Here is a 17129-nt window from a genome sequence, read left to right on the forward strand (position 1 = left end):
CAATGTGGTAACTTTGCGCATTATCCTTCTCCGCTGGAGCGCATTACTCATGGAACGCACGCATCGTATCGATCTGAAGTTACTGCGTTATTTTCTGGCAGTCGCAGAAGAACTGCATTTTGGACGTGCGGCTGCCCGCCTGAATATGTCACAACCCCCGCTAAGTATTCACATCAAAGAGCTGGAGCAGCAGCTCGGCACACTGTTGTTTATCCGGCATTCCCGTAGCGTGACCTTAACCCACGCCGGAAAAATCCTGATGGAAGAGTCACGCCGCCTGTTATCCAGCGCTAACCAGGCGCTGGCACGCGTGGAGCAGATTGGCCGCGGTGAGGCAGGGCGAGTCGAACTGGGCGTAATAGGCACGGCGATGTGGGGAAAAATGCGCCCGGTGATGCGGCGATTTTTGAAAGAGAACCCGAACGTTGAGGTTCTGTTTCGCGAAAACATGCCGGCAATGCAGATGACGCTGCTGGAGCGGCGTGAGCTGGATGCGGGGATTTGGCGGATGGCGACAGCACCCTCACCCGGATTTACCAGCCTGCGCTTGCATGAGTCTTCATTTCTGGTGGCGATGCCGGAAGAACATCCGCTGAGCGCTTGTGACACCGTGCCGCTGGAAGCGCTACGTAATGAATATTTTGTCACGATGCCTTCCATTCATACTGACTGGGCATTTTTGCAGCGTGTGTGCCAGAGCGCCGGATTTTCACCGATGATTATTCGTGAGGTGAGGGAGCCACAAACGGTGCTGGCGATGATCAGTATGGGGATTGGTATTACGTTAATTGCAGATAGTTATGCGCAGATGAACTGGCCTGGCGTGGTATTCCGCCCGCTGGAAGAACGCATTCCTGCTGATTTATATATTGTGTATGACCAACAGTAGGCAACACCTGCGCTGGAGAAACTGGTTGGGGCATTGACGATGTGATGTGTGCCGGATGGCGACTGACGTCTTATCCGGCCTACAACGATGTAGACTGTAGGCCTGATAAGCGCAGCGCATCACGCAGAGAATGGCTGAATTGTTAAATTCTACGCATAGCAAAAAGGCGCCTTTAGGGCGCCTTTTTACATTGGTGGGGCGTGCAGGATGACTCGCTTCGCTCGCCCTTCGGGCCGTCGCCGTGAACGGCTCCGTTGTCTCACTGCGTTCGACCCGAACCTGCTGCAGGTTCGAATCTTTGAATTCCGTGCATAGCAAAAAGGCGCCTTTAGGGCACCTTTTTACATTGGTGGGGCGTGCAGGATTCGAACCTGCGACCAATTGATTAAAAGTCAACTGCTCTACCAACTGAGCTAACGCCCCGAAGTGGTGGGTGATGACGGGATCGAACCGCCGACCCCCTCCTTGTAAGGGAGGTGCTCTCCCAGCTGAGCTAATCACCCACTTCGGTACTTCATATTTTGACAGAAAATCCAGCTGGCGAGAAAGTGGTGGGTGATGACGGGATCGAACCGCCGACCCCCTCCTTGTAAGGGAGGTGCTCTCCCAGCTGAGCTAATCACCCACTTCTCAATTTTCTGTTCTACACGGCGGAGACTACATAAAGTAGTTGGTGGGTGATGACGGGTTCGAACCGCCGACCCCCTCCTTGTAAGGGAGGTGCTCTCCCAGCTGAGCTAATCACCCCCGCTGTGTGGAGTCGCATTATAGGGAGAGTTGAAAATGAGTCAACGCATTTTCTAAAGAAATTGTTCGTTCGTCGTAAATTTAAACAAAACGATCGCAAAACAGTCCATGCGGCATGATTTGTATACGAAAATGGCAAAGCGTGATGTTCCAACCTGAACAACATTGAGGAATCAGACCACGGTGATAGAATACGGGCCTGATAATCTTCCCAGGATTTGCCGGTTGTCGGCATCTTTATAAACGTAAGGCCATTTCATGAAAATCAAAACTCGCTTCGCGCCTAGCCCGACAGGTTATCTGCACGTCGGCGGTGCGCGTACTGCTCTTTATTCCTGGCTTTTTGCACGTAACCATAGCGGTGAGTTTGTGCTGCGTATTGAAGACACCGATCTCGAACGCTCCACGCCGGAAGCTATCGAAGCCATTATGGATGGCATGAACTGGCTGAATCTGGAGTGGGATGAAGGTCCGTACTTCCAGACCAAACGTTTTGATCGCTACAACGCCGTTATTGATGAGATGCTGGAAGCGGGTACAGCGTATAAATGCTATTGCTCCAAAGAGCGTCTGGAACAGCTGCGTGAAGATCAGATGGCGAAAGGTGAGAAGCCACGTTATGACGGTCGCTGCCGCCACGGCCACGAACATCACGCCGATGACGAACCTTGCGTGGTGCGTTTTGCTAACCCGCAGGACGGTTCCGTTATTTTTGACGACCAGATCCGTGGACCGATCGAATTCAGCAACCAGGAACTCGACGATCTGATCATCCGCCGTACCGACGGTTCTCCAACCTATAACTTCTGTGTGGTTGTTGATGACTGGGATATGGAAATTACCCACGTTATTCGTGGTGAAGACCATATCAACAACACCCCGCGTCAGATCAACATCCTGAAGGCGCTGAACGCGCCGGTGCCGGTTTACGCGCACGTGTCGATGATCAACGGCGACGACGGTAAAAAACTGTCCAAACGTCACGGTGCGGTCAGCGTGATGCAGTATCGCGACGATGGTTACCTGCCGGAAGCGCTGCTGAACTATCTGGTGCGTCTGGGCTGGTCCAGCGGCGATCAGGAAATCTTCACCCGCGAAGAGATGATCAAGCTGTTCTCTCTTGGTGCGGTAAGCAAATCGGCGAGCGCATTCAATACCGAAAAACTGCAGTGGCTGAACCATCACTACATTAACACTCTGGCACCTGAATATGTGGCAACGCATCTGCAGTGGCACATTGAGCAGGAAAATATCGATACCCGCGTGGGTCCGCAATTGTCCGAGCTGGTAAAACTGCTGGGCGAGCGCTGCAAAACCCTGAAAGAGATGGCGCAGAGCTGCCGCTACTTCTATGAAGACTTTGCTGAGTTCGATGCGGATGCTGCGAAGAAACACCTGCGCCCGGTTGCGCGTCAGCCGCTGGAAGTGGTGCGTGATAAAATTGCTGCCATCACCGAATGGACCGCTGAAAACGTACATCACGCCATTCAGTCTACCGCTGATGAGCTGGAAGTGGGGATGGGTAAAGTCGGTATGCCGCTGCGCGTTGCGGTTACCGGTGCAGGCCAGTCTCCAGGATTAGACGTTACGGTGCATGCGATTGGTAAATCCCGCAGCATTGAACGTATTAACAAAGCACTAGCGTTTATTGCTGAGCGTGAAAAGCAGCAGTAAGACAGTCAGAGAGACAACAAAACGGCAGGCGCAGATCCTGCCGTTTTTTTTGGCATTTATTCGGATTCATCAATGCCCAGACGGGTGAGAAAACTACGGATACCTTCGCGCGAAAGAAACAGCGCCAGTTTTTCTTGTTCCGCTGGTGACATGTTATCCAACGCGCTGATTATCTGGCGACAGGCGTGGCTACGGACAACGTGCGTGTATTCTGCAACGGGTTCTTCCGCCTGATAAAATTCCGGGATTTTGCGAAAAGCTGGGATATTGAGAATAAATTCCCGTACGCCGGCATCAATATGAATAAGCCTTGCGCGACCGCCCTTCACACCGGGAAACTTTTCGGTTTTCCAGTTTTGTTCTCTGATCCAACGATTGACCGTTTGTTTCGCGACTCCGAGACATTCAGCCAGCTCTTCGGTGGTCATTTTGCTGCGTAATTTTTTCATATTATTTGCTGTCGCGGATCCCTAAGCGTTGTAACAAACCGGTAATGCCTTCACGCAGGATCAATGACGTAAACATTTTCTGTTCTGCTGGCGTCATTTCTTTCGCGAGGGTGATCAGCAGTGTTTCAATAGAAGAGTCGCCAGCTAAAGATAAGTTGTCTGATAAACCTTCAGCTGAACGCTCTGCACTGCGAATGTATTCGCGAACTTGTTCGTTGACGTGAACCAGACGAGCTTTTCCGCCCTGAACGCCCGGTTTTGGTGACGTAGCCCAGCCTTCCTTGCGCACCCATTTATTAATGGTCTGCCGGCTGTAACCGGTCAGATTAGCAAGTTCTTCTGGCGTCATCCGTTCCTTGAACATAACGATTCCCTGAGTAGTCGTGGGGTTAATTAGTGGTTCAGTTTATAGCACCATTTTACTAGAAACCGTGACGCGTTTAACTACTGAATGCGAGTTGTTGCGCAATGTTCTTCATTTGCCTGCTTTTTCAGCGATTGAATTCAGTGAGTTAATTTTGCCGTTGACACGCGCGAAGGGAATTCATATTATGCCGCCCGTCAACTCGACAAGCTTTACGTGACGGGGCTATAGCTCAGCTGGGAGAGCGCTTGCATGGCATGCAAGAGGTCAGCGGTTCGATCCCGCTTAGCTCCACCAAATTTAATCCCACTAAATTTGGTACGTAAAGGCATCGTGGGGCTATAGCTCAGCTGGGAGAGCGCCTGCATGGCATGCAGGAGGTCAGCGGTTCGATCCCGCTTAGCTCCACCAAAATTAAGACCCTCGCTGAAAAGCGGGGGTTTTTTGTTTCTACTTCCTGCACGATCCTCTGCTTCCTCTGTCAGATTACCAAATGACGGACATAAAAAAACCGGGGAGAATCTCCCCGGCCGAGTCACTACGATTGCGATGCTACTGTCTTACAGCACCAGTGCTGCGATGGATGCGGACAGTACGCTCACCAGCGTAGAGCCGTATACCAGCTTCAGACCAAAGCGGGATACCACGTTGCCTTGCTCTTCGTTCAGACCTTTGATTGCGCCTGCGATGATACCGATGGAAGAGAAGTTAGCGAAGGAGACCAGGAACACAGACAGAATACCTTCCGCGCGTGGAGAGAGCGTAGACGCGATTTTCTGCAGGTCCATCATGGCCACGAATTCGTTGGAAACCAGTTTAGTCGCCATGATACTGCCCACCTGCAGCGCTTCGCTGGACGGCACACCCATTACCCATGCGACCGGGTAGAAGATGTAGCCCAGGATGCCCTGGAAGGAGATGCTGTAGCCAAACCAGCCGGTGACGGTGGCAAACAAGGCGTTCAGCGCGGCAATCAGCGCGATGAAACCGATCAGCATTGCTGCCACGATAATCGCGACCTTGAAGCCTGCCAGAATGTACTCACCCAGCATTTCGAAGAAGCTCTGTCCTTCATGCAGGTTAGACATCTGAATATTTTCTTCGCTGGCATCCACGCGGTAAGGGTTGATCAGCGACAGTACAATAAAGGTGCTGAACATGTTCAGAACCAATGCAGCAACAACGTATTTTGGTTCTAGCATGGTCATGTACGCGCCGACGATGGACATGGAAACGGTGGACATTGCCGTCGCGGCCATGGTGTACATGCGGTTGCGTGACATCTTGCCCAGAATATCTTTATAGGCAATAAAGTTTTCAGACTGACCCAGGATCAGCGAGCTGACGGCGTTGAAGGACTCCAGCTTGCCCATACCGTTGACTTTGGATAACAAAAATCCAATTGCGCGGATGATAATAGGCAGAACGCGGATATGCTGCAGAATACCGATCAGGGCGGAAATGAAGACGATTGGGCACAGTACTTTCAAGAAGAAGAATGCCAGGCCTTTATCGTTCATGCTGCCGAAGACAAAGTTTGTCCCTTCATTAGCAAAACCGAGCAGTTTTTCAAACATCTCGGAGAAGCCTTTCACGAAGCCCAGCCCGACATCAGAATTCAGGAAGAACCACGCCAGTAACACTTCGATAACAAGTAATTGAATAACATAACGAATGCGAATTTGTTTACGGTCACTGCTTACCAGCAGTGCGAGTACCGCAACCACGGCAAGGGCCAGGACAAAATGAAGAACGCGGTCCATATTTGCTCCAAACATGAGGCAGGTTTAATTTCCGTGCACATTCTATGCAACAACACCAAAGAAAACGAGATCAAACACACACTATAATAAGGACCTGTGACGAGATTCAAAATTAGTGATCGGTAATACACTTCCGTGATGTTTAGTATGGAAGTGAAAAGTTATGTCATTGTGCTAATCTCATAACATTAATTAAACATCTCATCTGCGTTTCCAGTTCCCTGATCTATTTATAGACCAACGCTATCAAAGAAATCATTTTTATCCATCAAAATGAATTTGATAATCATTCTCAACTGGCGTAGTTTGAAACATAGCAAAGGCTATGTTTTTGAGGCACGAAAATGACGAACGATCGCGTTGAGACAAGCAGTGGACGGGCAGCACGCAAGCTGAAACTTGCGTTAATGGGACCTGCATTCATCGCGGCTATCGGGTATATCGACCCCGGTAACTTTGCCACCAACATCCAGGCAGGGGCTAGCTTTGGCTATAAACTGCTGTGGGTCGTCGTCTGGGCCAACCTGATGGCAATGCTGATTCAGGTATTGTCGGCCAAGCTGGGGATTGCTACTGGAAAAAATCTCGCCGAGCAAATTCGCGATCACTACCCACGTCCGGTGGTGTGGTTTTACTGGGTGCAGGCTGAAATCATTGCCATGGCGACCGACCTTGCTGAATTTATCGGTGCTGCGATTGGCTTTAAGCTGATCCTCGGCGTTTCGCTGTTACAGGGGGCGGTGCTGACCGGTATCGCCACATTTTTAATCCTGATGCTGCAACGTCGCGGGCAAAAACCACTGGAAAAAGTAATTGGTGGATTACTGTTGTTTGTGGCCGCGGCATATATTGTCGAACTGATCTTCTCGCAGCCGAATCTGGCGCAGCTGAGTAAGGGCATGATCATTCCCAGTCTGCCGAACTCTGAGGCGGTCTTTCTGGCAGCCGGCGTACTCGGCGCGACCATTATGCCGCACGTCATTTATTTGCACTCCTCTTTAACTCAGCATCTGCATGGCGGGACACGGCAACAGCGCTACGCGGCAACTAAGTGGGATGTGGCTATCGCCATGACCATTGCCGGGTTTGTCAATCTGGCAATGATGGCTACTGCTGCCGCAGCCTTTCACTTCAGCGGTCATACCGGCATTACCGATCTCGATCAGGCTTATCTGACGTTGGAACCGTTGTTGAGTCATGCGGCGGCGACGGTATTTGGTCTCAGCCTGGTGGCGGCGGGGCTTTCTTCAACGGTTGTCGGCACGCTGGCCGGACAGGTTGTGATGCAGGGGTTTATCCGTTTTCATATCCCGCTGTGGGTTCGTCGTACGGTTACTATGATGCCGTCATTCATCGTCATTCTGATGGGACTGGATCCCACCCGTATTCTGGTCATGAGCCAGGTGTTGCTGAGTTTCGGTATCGCGCTGGCGCTGGTACCACTCCTGATATTCACCAGTAACGGGACGTTAATGGGGGATTTAGTTAACACCGTCTGGGTTAAATATGTTGGCTGGATGATTGTGGTACTGGTGGTGGCGCTAAATCTCTGGCTGCTGGTAGGGACGGCGCTCGGGTTGTAAGCAAAAAGAGCCCGCAGGCTCTTTTGTTACATTAATGATGGTGGCCATGACCACGTCCGTGGCCTTTGCCGCGACCGCGATGGTCATCGCGATCGTTCCAGCCTTCACGGTAACCGCGCTCGTACGCTTTGCGCTTATCCCAGCCACGATGATTACCGTTATCATGACGCCACCAGCGATTTTTGCGCCATTCATAATTATTGTGCCAGTAACCCCGGTCGCGCCAGTGGCCGCCGTCCCAGTAGTTACCATAATTATCGCGATCGCCAATTTGCAATTTTATTGATGGCAGCAGGGTGATTTCACCAGCGTTTGCGGCCAGCGGCGTGAAAGCCAATAAGGCTGCAGCCAGAATCAGTGACCTGAACATTTTTTCTCTCCTTCACGATCGAGCCGTAGCCGGCCTGTTAATGCAATATTACGGGGCAGTAAAGCCCCGTTTAATCGCCTGAACTCTTAAATCATGAAAGAGAGCACTTTTTGTTAATAAATGTGTCTTTATTTCAAACAATTCAGGATGGCGTCAATCTCCTCGCATTCTTCTGCAGACAAATGACGGTTTGCCAGCATGCCAACAGCATCTTCAATTTGCGCTGTTTTACTGGCACCAATCAACACTGAGGTGACTTTGTCTTCTCGCAACACCCAGGCCAGGGCCATTTGGGAGAGCTTTTGTCCCCGACGCTCAGCCATTGCGTTCAGTTGGCGGACTTTTTCCAGTTTCTCTGGCGTTATCTGATCCGGGTTGAGAAAACGGCTACCGCTTGCCGCACGAGAATCCGCCGGGATCCCGTTCAGGTAACGGTCGGTTAACTGCCCGCCCGCCAGTGGAGAGAAAGCGATACTGCCCACGCCTTTTTCCTGCAACAGTGACAACAATCCCCCTTCAACCCAACGTTCAAACATGGAATATTTCGGCTGATGAATCAGGCACGGGGTACCTAAGTCGTCGAGGATCTCAATCGCCTGTCTGGCAAGGTCGGCGGGATAGTTAGACAGCCCGACATACAGCGCTTTTCCCTGGCGAACAATGTGATCCAGCGCCTTCATGGTTTCTGTGAGCGGCGTTTCGGGATCGGGACGATGGTGGTAGAAGATATCCACGTACTCCAGACCCATACGTTTCAGGCTCTGGTCGAGGCTGGCAATCAGGTATTTACGCGAACCCCAGTCGCCGTAGGGGCCATCCCACATGGTGTAGCCCGCCTTGGTGGAGATAATGAGTTCGTCCCGCCACGGTAAAAAATCTTCCTGCAAAATACGGCCAAAATTTCGCTCGGCAGAGCCCGGCGGTGGGCCGTAGTTATTGGCGAGATCAAAATGGGTGATCCCCAGATCGAACGCGCGCTGTAGCAGGCTTCGGCTGTTTTCTACCTGCGTGGTGTCGCCAAAATTGTGCCATAAGCCCAGAGAGATAACCGGTAGCTTGAGTCCGCTCTGACCGCAGCGGCGGTACTCCATTGTCTGATAGCGATTTTCATCCGCGTGATAAACCATGTAGACCCCTTCCTGATAGCAAGATGACGTATATGTTTTAGTGTATACGGTTACACGGTCGATTCTTCAATGGTATTTCACCGGCAAAACTGTAAATCCTGCTTTCCACCCCTCCACGTCGTGTTTTCTGGACAGTCATCACAGTTCTTCGATACTCAACATGAGGTTACCGTCAGAAGGATAGCTGTCATGCAAACCGCGTATTCCGTTGCTGATTACCTGCTGGACAGACTGGCAGGGTGTGGTGTTGGCCATCTTTTTGGTGTGCCGGGCGATTATAATTTGCAGTTTCTTGACCACGTGATTGACCACCCCGACGTGCGTTGGGTTGGCTGCGCAAACGAATTAAATGCGGCTTATGCTGCGGATGGCTATGCCCGGGTCGCCGGGGCAGGGGCGCTTCTCACCACCTTTGGCGTTGGGGAGTTAAGCGCCATTAATGGAATCGCAGGCAGTTACGCAGAATATGTACCCGTGCTGCAGATAGTGGGTGCGCCGTGCAGCAGCGCTCAGCGGCGTGGGGAGCTGATGCATCACACCCTGGGCGACGGCGATTTTCTGCATTTTTATCGCATGCATCAAGCGGTAACGGCGGCCAGCGCGGTGCTTGATGCCCAAAACGCCTGCTATGAAATTGACCGTGTGCTACGGGTCATGTTAACCGAACGTCGGCCAGGGTATCTGATGTTGCCTGCCGATGTCGCCAAACAGCCCGCCACGCCCCCACAGGACAGACTGATTATTCCTCTGAGTGAATCGGAAAGTAGCGTCGTTGCGGCGTTTCGCTATCAGGCCCGTGAGCGCTTGTTGGACAGCTCGCGCGTGGCGTTGCTGGCGGATTTTCTTGCGCAGCGCTTTGGTTTGCAGCCTGTTTTGCAGCGCTGGATGGCAGAAACGCCAATGGCTCATGCCACACTGTTAATGGGTAAAGGGCTTTTTGATGAACGTTATCCTGCGTTTGTTGGCACCTACTGCGCGGGGGCCAGCAGTGAATATGTGCGCCGGGCGATAGAAGATGCCGACACCGTTATTTGCGTGGGTACCTGTTTTGTCGACACGCTAACCGCCGGTTTTACGCAATGCTTGCCGCAGGAGCGCACGATTGAGGTTCAACCGCATGCTTCACGTGTGGGAAGCCAGTGGTTTAACATCCCGATGGAGCAGGCGGTTACCACGCTACGGGAGCTGTGCCTGGAGCTGTCGTTTTCTCTGCCGCCAGAACGCCCGCCTGTCGGGCGACGTCAGGTTGAAAAGGGGCCGCTGACACAGGAAAATTTCTGGTACACGGTGCAGCAATACCTGGCAGCTGACGACATTATCCTCGTCGATCAGGGGACCGCGGCATTTGGTGCCGCTACGCTTTCGTTACCTTCCGGGGCGGAAGTACTGGTACAACCGCTGTGGGGATCGATTGGTTATTCCTTACCCGCCGCACTGGGAGCGCAAACGGCATACCCGGATCGGCGGGTGATCCTGATTATTGGCGATGGCGCTGCCCAGCTTACCATTCAGGAATTGGGTACGATGCTCAGAGACGGACAAACGCCGGTTATTTTGCTGCTCAATAATGACGGCTATACCGTGGAGCGGGCTATTCACGGGGCAAACCAGCGTTATAACGACATTGCCGGATGGAACTGGACGCAGGTGCCACTGGCGCTGAGCCGCGAGTGTCAGGCGGAGTGCTGGCGCGTGACGCAGGCTGTACAGCTGGAGGAAGTTCTGGCCCGGCTGGCGCGCCCGCAGCGGCTTTCGTTAATTGAAGTGATGTTGCCGAAAGCCGATCTGCCTGAGCTTCTGCGCACGGTGACCCGTGCGCTGGAAGCCCGTAACGGGGGATAGTTATTGATCGGGGCGGTTGGCGATCATCATCGGTTTACCTGCCAACAGCAGCCAGGCGGGAAGCATGACGATGCACAGCAGCGGCAGCAGGGTGGCATCGGGGACCACCACTGCCGCCATAAACAGGCTTAGCCAGGCGTCGCGGGTGACAACCAGCACCAGCCCCAGAATGGCGCAGGAGACGGTGATTGCTGCCGGAACCGCTTCGACATGGGCATGCAGCATCAATCCCAGTGCCACGCCAACGAATACCGCCGGGAAAATACGTCCTCCACGAAAACCACTGGCGGCAGCAACCACTAACGCCGCCAGTTTGATCACCGCGAGCATGAAATAGTCTGATGCCCCCAGCGTTTGGCTAAACGCCATTTGCTGCATCTCATCCAGCCCTTTAAACAGGGTAAGTGGTCCCCCAATAATGCCCAGAATCCCAAGCAGAAAGCCGCCAACGCCGAGAATCAGTACCGGGTGTTTCAGGCGATGAATCAACTGATGTAAACGGGGTAAACACCACACCGCCACCATGCCTGCCGCAATGGCAATGGCGGCAACCACCGCGCCGCTAAAAATATCGGTCAGCTGTAGCTGAGTATATTGGGCGATGGGCAATGAAAAATGCGGATGAAAGAACAGGTCAGTGGTCAGTGCACCGGCAGCAGCAGCCAGCAGTGGTGCAAACAGGCGATCCCATAACGGCACATCGTTGGAGCCATTCAGCGTTTGTGAAAATATCAGTGCCGCGGCGACAGGCGTACCAAATAGCGCTCCGATGGTGCCCGCAGAGGCGAGAATGGTCCAGTCCAGCTTATTAATTCGAGGGAACAGACGCACGCCAATCGCCGCCGCCAGCGCGATATTCACGGTCATTATTGGGTGTTCAGGCCCCAAACTGACGCCGCCGGCCAGGCCGAGGATCAGCGCAGCCAGCAGGCCCGGCAGTGCTGACGTGGGGACCGGCATTCCGATTAGCGGTTCACAGGCTGGGTCCGGTCCCGCATGCCCGTGGCTGTAGCGGATGACGAGTCCGACCAGTATCCCGGTCAACGTGAGCATACCGATTATCCACAGCGAAGAGTCGTGAGCAATGCCGATGCTGGCGGGCAGGCGCTCCCATAAAAATTGCTGTAAAACGGCGGCCACTTTCATGACGATGATCAGCACCAGGCTTGAGGCAACGCCAATGATCAGTGCGGGAGTGGATAACAACAGCATCGTTCTGGCTCGCGGATGGAGCATTTTCTATTCCCTCAAATAGAGTCATAAGCATAGTTTGCACAGCCTGCCTGCTGACATCGCTGCAAATGGTGCTGAAACGATAAAGTAATTCTGTGATCTGAGTCGATATTTTACCGGCATCAGCCTTCAAGCCGTTGTTGTTATGCCCCCATGAATTTACAGTGTGGCAAAGATTTATTCTGACTTTAGCGGAGCAGTAGAAGAATGACAAAATATGCTTTAGTAGGTGATGTTGGCGGCACCAACGCGCGTCTTGCTCTGTGCGACATTGCCAGCGGTGAAATTTCGCAGGCTAAGACCTATTCAGGACTGGATTACCCCAGCCTTGAGGCCGTGGTTCGCGTGTACCTGGATGAGCATAGCGTCAGCGTCGAAGACGGGTGTATTGCGATTGCCTGTCCGATTACCGGCGACTGGGTGGCAATGACCAACCATACCTGGGCGTTTTCTATTGCTGAAATGAAAAAGAATCTCGGTTTTAGCCATCTGGAAATCATCAATGATTTCACCGCCGTGTCGATGGCGATCCCGATGCTGAAAAAAGAGCATTTGATCCAATTTGGTGGCACGGAGCCGGTAGAAGGTAAACCGATTGCCGTGTACGGTGCGGGAACCGGTTTAGGCGTAGCGCATCTGGTGCACGTCGATAAGCGCTGGGTGAGCCTGCCGGGAGAGGGCGGTCACGTAGATTTTGCACCTAACAGCGAAGAAGAGGCGATTATTCTCGAAGTCCTGCGCGCTGAGATTGGCCATGTTTCTGCAGAACGCGTGCTGTCCGGTCCGGGGCTGGTGAACCTGTACCGCGCTATCGTCAAATCCGACGGACGTCTGCCGGAAAACCTGCAACCGAAGGATATCACCGAACGTGCGCTGGCAGACTCGTGCACTGACTGTCGTCGGGCGCTGTCGCTGTTTTGCGTGATCATGGGACGCTTTGGTGGCGATCTGGCGTTAACGCTGGGGACCTTTGGCGGTGTTTATATTGCCGGCGGGATTGTGCCGCGCTTCCTTGAATTCTTTAAAGCATCGGGTTTCCGCGGTGGCTTTGAAGATAAAGGTCGTTTTAAAGCCTACGTACAGGATATTCCGGTGTATTTGATTGTGCATGATAACCCTGGTCTGCTGGGTTCCGGTGCGCACCTGCGCCAGACGCTGGGGCATATTCTGTAAGATCCCTGCCGGATGGTGTCTATTAACACCTATCCGGCACACTATAAATAATGTGCCTGCCGCCGTCAGGGTAACGCATTATGTGCCGTGAGTTTTATTCGCAATCTCGTTCAGTACTATCGCTATCATCTGCTGTTCAAACATTTCGCTGTGCAGGTATCTTTTTTCTCTGTATTTTTTATCTGTCTCGAGATAAGGCTGATGCAAAACGCATTCAGGTGGCGTACACGAAATAAGAGTATTAATGACGTCGATTGGCTGAGGATATTCAAAAAAAAGCGCGCTGGGATGGTCGTTATGCTGAATTTGCCATTCTGCCAGGTCATCCAGAAAACAGTCAGCTTCTGGTTTTGACATTGTGCTGGCTTTTTCGCTGCCCCACACCACACTCGCCAGATTGTATAGCCCATGTGCGTATGGCCAGAACATTTTATTGAGCTTAGTAAGACCCGCGTCCCTCAACTTTGGTACGCTTTTACAATATAAATCGAGCTGCACGCCCGCTTCTGTCACATCCTCCTCGAGGAGCGCCATCAGATAACGGAGGATACACACATCGCTGGCTGCCTGCTTCGTCGCCAGTACCTTTTGCGCTCGTTTACTGGCTTCAGCCGCAAAATCAGTTCGTTTGTACCACAGCGCCATGACTAAATTAGCAATCGCTATAGTAACAGGGTGACCGTTGTCACTGAGACCCCATTTTTCAGGTAACAGCAGCGGTACGCGGGCAAACAGGCCGGCAGCAAGAATATCGAGGGTCGTCCAGATGTTTATACTGTGGTCGCATCCGGAATCTACGCCGAGTGTTGTATGTTTGATCATGGCTGACTGACGCAGCGCAGCGTGCAGTAATGCCATATCGTTGGCGAGGATGGCCGTTTTATATCCTAATAAATCAGGATTGTGATTAATGCGCAGCATAAAAAGCCATAGCCTTATCTGCTCTTGCAGTGACGCATCTTTATGGCATTGCGTCTGGGTATCCAGACATTCTGCTAAATAATCATCGGTATCCATCCATACCCGGGCATTTTGATCAGCTTCTTTCGCGTATTCACGCTGATATGCACGTTGATATTTTTCCGTCAGCTTTGCCATTAAATCTCAGCGCTCTTTCTTTGTGGGGTAAGTGTTATAAATGCATTAACTGCCTAAACTCTTTCACTTTACTTCGACTAACCGGGATTTCAAATTCCAGGTCTTTTAACCGCAGAATGTAGGTGTTATTGAACCACGGCTCGATTTCACGGATTTTATTCAGATTCACGCAGAACGAACGGTGACAGCGGAAGAAATGTGAAGCCGGCAGTTTGCTGCAAAATTCGCTGATGTTCATTGGCATGACGTACGATTCCCGTCGTGTGTAGACAAACGTCATCTTTTCATGTGCTTCAGCGTAGTAGATATCGTTGATCGGAGTCACGATGATTCGCTCATCTTTGATCAGATTGATGGTGTCATTCTCACGCGTGACGGGGGTTATGTGTGGGGTTCCCGTTTGTTGTTGCTGCCAGGCTGCTTCCAGCTTTTGCAGCATTCCGACAATCCGTGACTCCTGGTACGGCTTCAGAATGTAGTCAAACGCTTCGAGTTCAAACGCCTCAACAGCGTGTTCTTTCCATGCAGTAATAAACACAATAAAGGGTTTATGCGCGAACTGGCTGATGTTTTGTGCCAGCAATACGCCGTCCAGCGAGGGAATATTAATATCGAGAAAAATGGCGTCGACGCGGTTGTGCTGCAGAAATTTCAGCACGTCCAGACCGTCGTCAAACGTGCCGACAATCTCCATCTGGCTGTGTTCTTTTATCAGCCAGCTTAGTTCCTGTTGGGCCAGGAATTCATCTTCAACAATGATGACTTTCACTACTTCACTCCTGGTTAAAGCAATAAGGTCGCCGGTGCGGCAGCGGGGGAGTGCTGATTGGGCACATAAAACGCAATCTCGGTGCCTGGTTCCAGGCGGCGGATATGCAGCCCTTCGCCGTAGAGTAGCTTCACACGATGATGCACGTTCAACAGGCCGATTTTATTGCCCGGCATTTCGTTGGACTCGACCCGCTCAATGACTTTTGGATCGATACCGTGACCGGTATCCCTGACGGCGATGCGTACCCGGTTACCGCACTCTGCGACGCTGATAGTGACCACGCCTTTTCCTTTGCACGACTGGATACCGTGAACGATGGCGTTTTCTACCAGCGGCTGAATCAGCAGGCTGGGAATATAGCAGCTTACCTCTTCATCAATATCATAAATAACCGTTAGCTTATCGCCAAAGCGAGCCTGTTCAATGGCGATGTAGTCCTTAATTTGATACAGCTCTTTCTTAATATCGATCTGCTCATCGTCTTTCAATTCAATATTATAGCGAAGATAACGCGACAAATTAAAAATCAGCTGGCGGGCGGTATCTGGGTTAAGCCTGACCGATGACGAAATAGCGTTTAGCGCATTAAACAGAAAATGGGGATTGATTTTACTTTGCAGCGCACGTAGCTCTGCCTTATTTGCCATCTCCCGCAGTTGCTCTGCACGGGAAACCTCAAGCTGTGTAGAGATAATCTGCGACAAACCGATCGCCATTTCCTGTAACGAGGAGGTGATCTGATGGGCGTGACAGTAGTAGATTTTCAGCGTGCCGGTCACGACGCCTTTCTCCCAGAGCGGGATCACCAGCATGGAGTGTATTTCCGGCGTTCGATGCGCTTCATCATTGTTTTTTATTATTATTTTTCCGTGATTGATGGCTTCCTGCGTAGTGGGGCTGACGAAGTCATCGTTATTGCGATAGTTGAGTTCCCCGACGCCAACATAGGCCAGAACGTGCTGGGTATTGGTGATGGCAACCGCATCTGCGTGAATGTCATGGCGAATAATTTCGCATACCTGACGTAACGACTCGCTGTTGACATGGCGAAAGAGCGGCAGGGTTTTGTTGGCAATATCCAGTGCCAGCTTGGCCTGCTTGGCGGCGCTGGCCTCTTTCTCTCCTTCGACGCTTTGTACCAGCATCACAATAAAGCCAATACAGACGCTGCCGAGGATCATCGGGATACCGATTTTTGAGACAATATCCAGTCCCAGTTCGGTGGTGGGGGCCCAGGCGACCACCAGAATCATGGTCAACGTTTCGCACAGCATCCCACCTAAAATACCGGCACGCCAGTGCTGTGCTTTGGGGATTTTACGGTTGATCCAGCCGGCAATACAGCCCGCCAAAATACTGGTGATAAAGCACGGCAGGGCGGTGACGCCGCCAATGTCGATCAGATAGCGGTGGATACCTGCGATGATGCCGGTAATGATGCCAACCCACGGGCCGAACAGGATCCCCCCCGACATCACCGCAATAATACGCACGTTTACCAGAGAACCTTCGACCGGTACTCCGGACCAGGTACTGAACAGGGCAAACATAGAGAAAATGGCCGTTACGGCGAGCAGTTCCATCGGGGAGTGGGCTGACTTGTGCAACAGTTCTCGAAACAAGCGGATACGAATCAGAAAAAACAGGCAGAACAGCATCAGCGCTGCCCGATCAAAGACCGCCAGCAGCATATTGAATATTTCGTGCACGGGTGACTCTTGCGAATAGATTAAACCTCTATGATAGGTAACCTGAGCAAGGATGACCAGCATCCCCATCGCGCCGGGCTAATGAGGAAAAACCATATAATTAAAAGGGGATTGTAAAGGAAAAGTGTGTTTCTCCGAATTTTCCAGGATTGATTGATTTTCAGAGTAAAATTTATGACTTCAATATGTTAATGAATGGTGATTTTGGCAGGCCGCGAAAAATCTTTATTTCCCTGTTTATTTTTATTGATCCTCTTTTAGAGCAGGAGAAAATATTTTGCGTTGCCTCTCGACAGAAGGAATTTATTCAGGCTATTTTCTAAACGTGCCACCATC

14 protein-coding genes, 6 tRNA genes and 1 other RNA gene are annotated in these 17129 nt (G+C 51.7%); 7 read left to right on the forward strand and 14 right to left on the reverse strand.

Annotation, left to right across the window (positions count from 1 at the left end):
• The first annotated feature begins 49 nt into the window (after nucleotides 1-49).
• The gene (locus IB214_RS07110) at nucleotides 50-889 is read left to right on the forward strand and encodes a LysR family transcriptional regulator (protein ID WP_117343557.1); all 840 of its coding nucleotides are present in this window, start codon (nucleotides 50-52) and stop codon (nucleotides 887-889) included.
• 191 nt (nucleotides 890-1080) lie between these two features.
• Here IB214_RS07110 and IB214_RS07115 read toward each other — a convergent pair.
• From IB214_RS07115 to IB214_RS07135, 5 genes are all read right to left on the reverse strand, one after another.
• Nucleotides 1081-1214: non-coding RNA, RtT sRNA (locus IB214_RS07115), on the reverse strand.
• A gap of 22 nt (nucleotides 1215-1236) precedes the next feature.
• Nucleotides 1237-1312: transfer RNA gene (locus IB214_RS07120), tRNA-Lys, on the reverse strand.
• A 4-nt stretch (nucleotides 1313-1316) separates the two neighbouring features.
• A tRNA-Val gene (locus IB214_RS07125) sits at nucleotides 1317-1392 on the reverse strand.
• A 46-nt stretch (nucleotides 1393-1438) separates the two neighbouring features.
• A tRNA-Val gene (locus tag IB214_RS07130) sits at nucleotides 1439-1514 on the reverse strand.
• Nucleotides 1515-1560: 46 nt separating this feature from the next.
• Nucleotides 1561-1636 (reverse strand) — tRNA-Val (locus IB214_RS07135).
• 258 nt (nucleotides 1637-1894) lie between these two features.
• Between IB214_RS07135 and gltX the strand changes: the two genes are divergently transcribed.
• The gene (gltX, locus tag IB214_RS07140) at nucleotides 1895-3310 is read left to right on the forward strand and encodes a glutamate--tRNA ligase (RefSeq protein WP_096756264.1); all 1416 of its coding nucleotides are present in this window, start codon (nucleotides 1895-1897) and stop codon (nucleotides 3308-3310) included.
• 56 nt (nucleotides 3311-3366) lie between these two features.
• On the opposite strand, the gene IB214_RS07145 is transcribed toward gltX, so the two are convergent.
• Entirely contained in the window at nucleotides 3367-3759 is a 393-nt protein-coding gene (locus tag IB214_RS07145) for a YfeC-like transcriptional regulator (protein ID WP_096756265.1), read from the reverse strand.
• Nucleotide 3760: 1 nt separating this feature from the next.
• On the reverse strand, nucleotides 3761-4123 hold the full coding sequence (locus IB214_RS07150; RefSeq protein ID WP_096756266.1) for a YfeC-like transcriptional regulator: 363 nt from the start codon (nucleotides 4121-4123) through the stop codon (nucleotides 3761-3763).
• A 221-nt stretch (nucleotides 4124-4344) separates the two neighbouring features.
• Between IB214_RS07150 and IB214_RS07155 the strand changes: the two genes are divergently transcribed.
• Nucleotides 4345-4420, forward strand: a tRNA-Ala gene (locus tag IB214_RS07155).
• 38 nt (nucleotides 4421-4458) lie between these two features.
• Nucleotides 4459-4534 (forward strand) — tRNA-Ala (locus tag IB214_RS07160).
• A 149-nt stretch (nucleotides 4535-4683) separates the two neighbouring features.
• Here IB214_RS07160 and nupC read toward each other — a convergent pair.
• Complete coding sequence (gene nupC, locus IB214_RS07165; RefSeq protein WP_115257842.1) at nucleotides 4684-5886, reverse strand: nucleoside permease NupC; 1203 nt, start codon at nucleotides 5884-5886, stop codon at nucleotides 4684-4686.
• A gap of 344 nt (nucleotides 5887-6230) precedes the next feature.
• Between nupC and IB214_RS07170 the strand changes: the two genes are divergently transcribed.
• Nucleotides 6231-7469: an Nramp family divalent metal transporter gene (locus tag IB214_RS07170; RefSeq protein ID WP_117343677.1), complete on the forward strand. Its 1239-nt coding sequence runs from the start codon at nucleotides 6231-6233 to the stop codon at nucleotides 7467-7469.
• A gap of 31 nt (nucleotides 7470-7500) precedes the next feature.
• On the opposite strand, the gene ypeC is transcribed toward IB214_RS07170, so the two are convergent.
• Complete coding sequence (gene ypeC, locus IB214_RS07175; protein ID WP_096756273.1) at nucleotides 7501-7839, reverse strand: DUF2502 domain-containing protein YpeC; 339 nt, start codon at nucleotides 7837-7839, stop codon at nucleotides 7501-7503.
• Between the two features lie 128 nt (nucleotides 7840-7967).
• Nucleotides 7968-8966, reverse strand: a complete 999-nt coding sequence (gene mgrA / locus IB214_RS07180; RefSeq protein ID WP_117343678.1) for an L-glyceraldehyde 3-phosphate reductase — start codon at nucleotides 8964-8966, stop codon at nucleotides 7968-7970.
• A 189-nt stretch (nucleotides 8967-9155) separates the two neighbouring features.
• Here mgrA and IB214_RS07185 point away from each other — a divergent pair, with 189 nt between their 5' ends.
• Nucleotides 9156-10808: a thiamine pyrophosphate-binding protein gene (locus IB214_RS07185; protein WP_117343679.1), complete on the forward strand. Its 1653-nt coding sequence runs from the start codon at nucleotides 9156-9158 to the stop codon at nucleotides 10806-10808.
• Here the strand turns inward: IB214_RS07185 and IB214_RS07190 are convergent, their stop codons facing one another.
• Nucleotides 10809-12044, reverse strand: coding sequence for an ion channel protein (locus IB214_RS07190; protein ID WP_115257846.1), 1236 nt, complete (start codon nucleotides 12042-12044; stop codon nucleotides 10809-10811).
• 204 nt (nucleotides 12045-12248) lie between these two features.
• Between IB214_RS07190 and glk the strand changes: the two genes are divergently transcribed.
• A complete protein-coding gene (gene glk / locus IB214_RS07195) occupies nucleotides 12249-13214 on the forward strand; it encodes a glucokinase (RefSeq protein WP_096756277.1) in 966 nt (321 codons plus the stop codon).
• A 78-nt stretch (nucleotides 13215-13292) separates the two neighbouring features.
• Here glk and IB214_RS07200 read toward each other — a convergent pair whose 3' ends face one another.
• Genes IB214_RS07200 through IB214_RS07210 form a run of 3 tightly spaced genes read right to left on the reverse strand, consistent with a single transcriptional unit; the run spans nucleotide 13293 to nucleotide 16793 of the window.
• A complete protein-coding gene (locus IB214_RS07200; protein WP_117343680.1) occupies nucleotides 13293-14312 on the reverse strand; it encodes a hypothetical protein in 1020 nt (339 codons plus the stop codon).
• Between the two features lie 34 nt (nucleotides 14313-14346).
• Entirely contained in the window at nucleotides 14347-15081 is a 735-nt protein-coding gene (gene ypdB / locus IB214_RS07205) for a two-component system response regulator YpdB (protein ID WP_117343681.1), read from the reverse strand.
• A 14-nt stretch (nucleotides 15082-15095) separates the two neighbouring features.
• Nucleotides 15096-16793, reverse strand: coding sequence for a sensor histidine kinase (locus tag IB214_RS07210; RefSeq protein WP_117343772.1), 1698 nt, complete (start codon nucleotides 16791-16793; stop codon nucleotides 15096-15098).
• Nucleotides 16794-17129: the final 336 nt, after the last annotated feature.

It is taken from the genome of Citrobacter sp. C1 (assembly GCF_014596895.2).
GTDB classification, from domain to species: domain Bacteria; phylum Pseudomonadota; class Gammaproteobacteria; order Enterobacterales; family Enterobacteriaceae; genus Citrobacter; species Citrobacter gillenii.

What these genes read in the sequence shown, in the direction of transcription:
- IB214_RS07110 (WP_117343557.1), top strand. Translation starts at nt 50, where the DNA reads ATGGAACGCACGCATCGTATCGATCTGAAGTTACTGCGTTATTTTCTG.
- gltX (WP_096756264.1), top strand. Translation starts at nt 1,895, where the DNA reads ATGAAAATCAAAACTCGCTTCGCGCCTAGCCCGACAGGTTATCTGCAC.
- IB214_RS07145 (WP_096756265.1), bottom strand. Translation starts at nt 3,759, where the DNA reads ATGAAAAAATTACGCAGCAAAATGACCACCGAAGAGCTGGCTGAATGT.
- IB214_RS07150 (WP_096756266.1), bottom strand. Translation starts at nt 4,123, where the DNA reads ATGTTCAAGGAACGGATGACGCCAGAAGAACTTGCTAATCTGACCGGT.
- nupC (WP_115257842.1), bottom strand. Translation starts at nt 5,886, where the DNA reads ATGGACCGCGTTCTTCATTTTGTCCTGGCCCTTGCCGTGGTTGCGGTA.
- IB214_RS07170 (WP_117343677.1), top strand. Translation starts at nt 6,231, where the DNA reads ATGACGAACGATCGCGTTGAGACAAGCAGTGGACGGGCAGCACGCAAG.
- ypeC (WP_096756273.1), bottom strand. Translation starts at nt 7,839, where the DNA reads ATGTTCAGGTCACTGATTCTGGCTGCAGCCTTATTGGCTTTCACGCCG.
- mgrA (WP_117343678.1), bottom strand. Translation starts at nt 8,966, where the DNA reads ATGGTTTATCACGCGGATGAAAATCGCTATCAGACAATGGAGTACCGC.
- IB214_RS07185 (WP_117343679.1), top strand. Translation starts at nt 9,156, where the DNA reads ATGCAAACCGCGTATTCCGTTGCTGATTACCTGCTGGACAGACTGGCA.
- IB214_RS07190 (WP_115257846.1), bottom strand. Translation starts at nt 12,044, where the DNA reads ATGCTCCATCCGCGAGCCAGAACGATGCTGTTGTTATCCACTCCCGCA.
- glk (WP_096756277.1), top strand. Translation starts at nt 12,249, where the DNA reads ATGACAAAATATGCTTTAGTAGGTGATGTTGGCGGCACCAACGCGCGT.
- IB214_RS07200 (WP_117343680.1), bottom strand. Translation starts at nt 14,312, where the DNA reads ATGGCAAAGCTGACGGAAAAATATCAACGTGCATATCAGCGTGAATAC.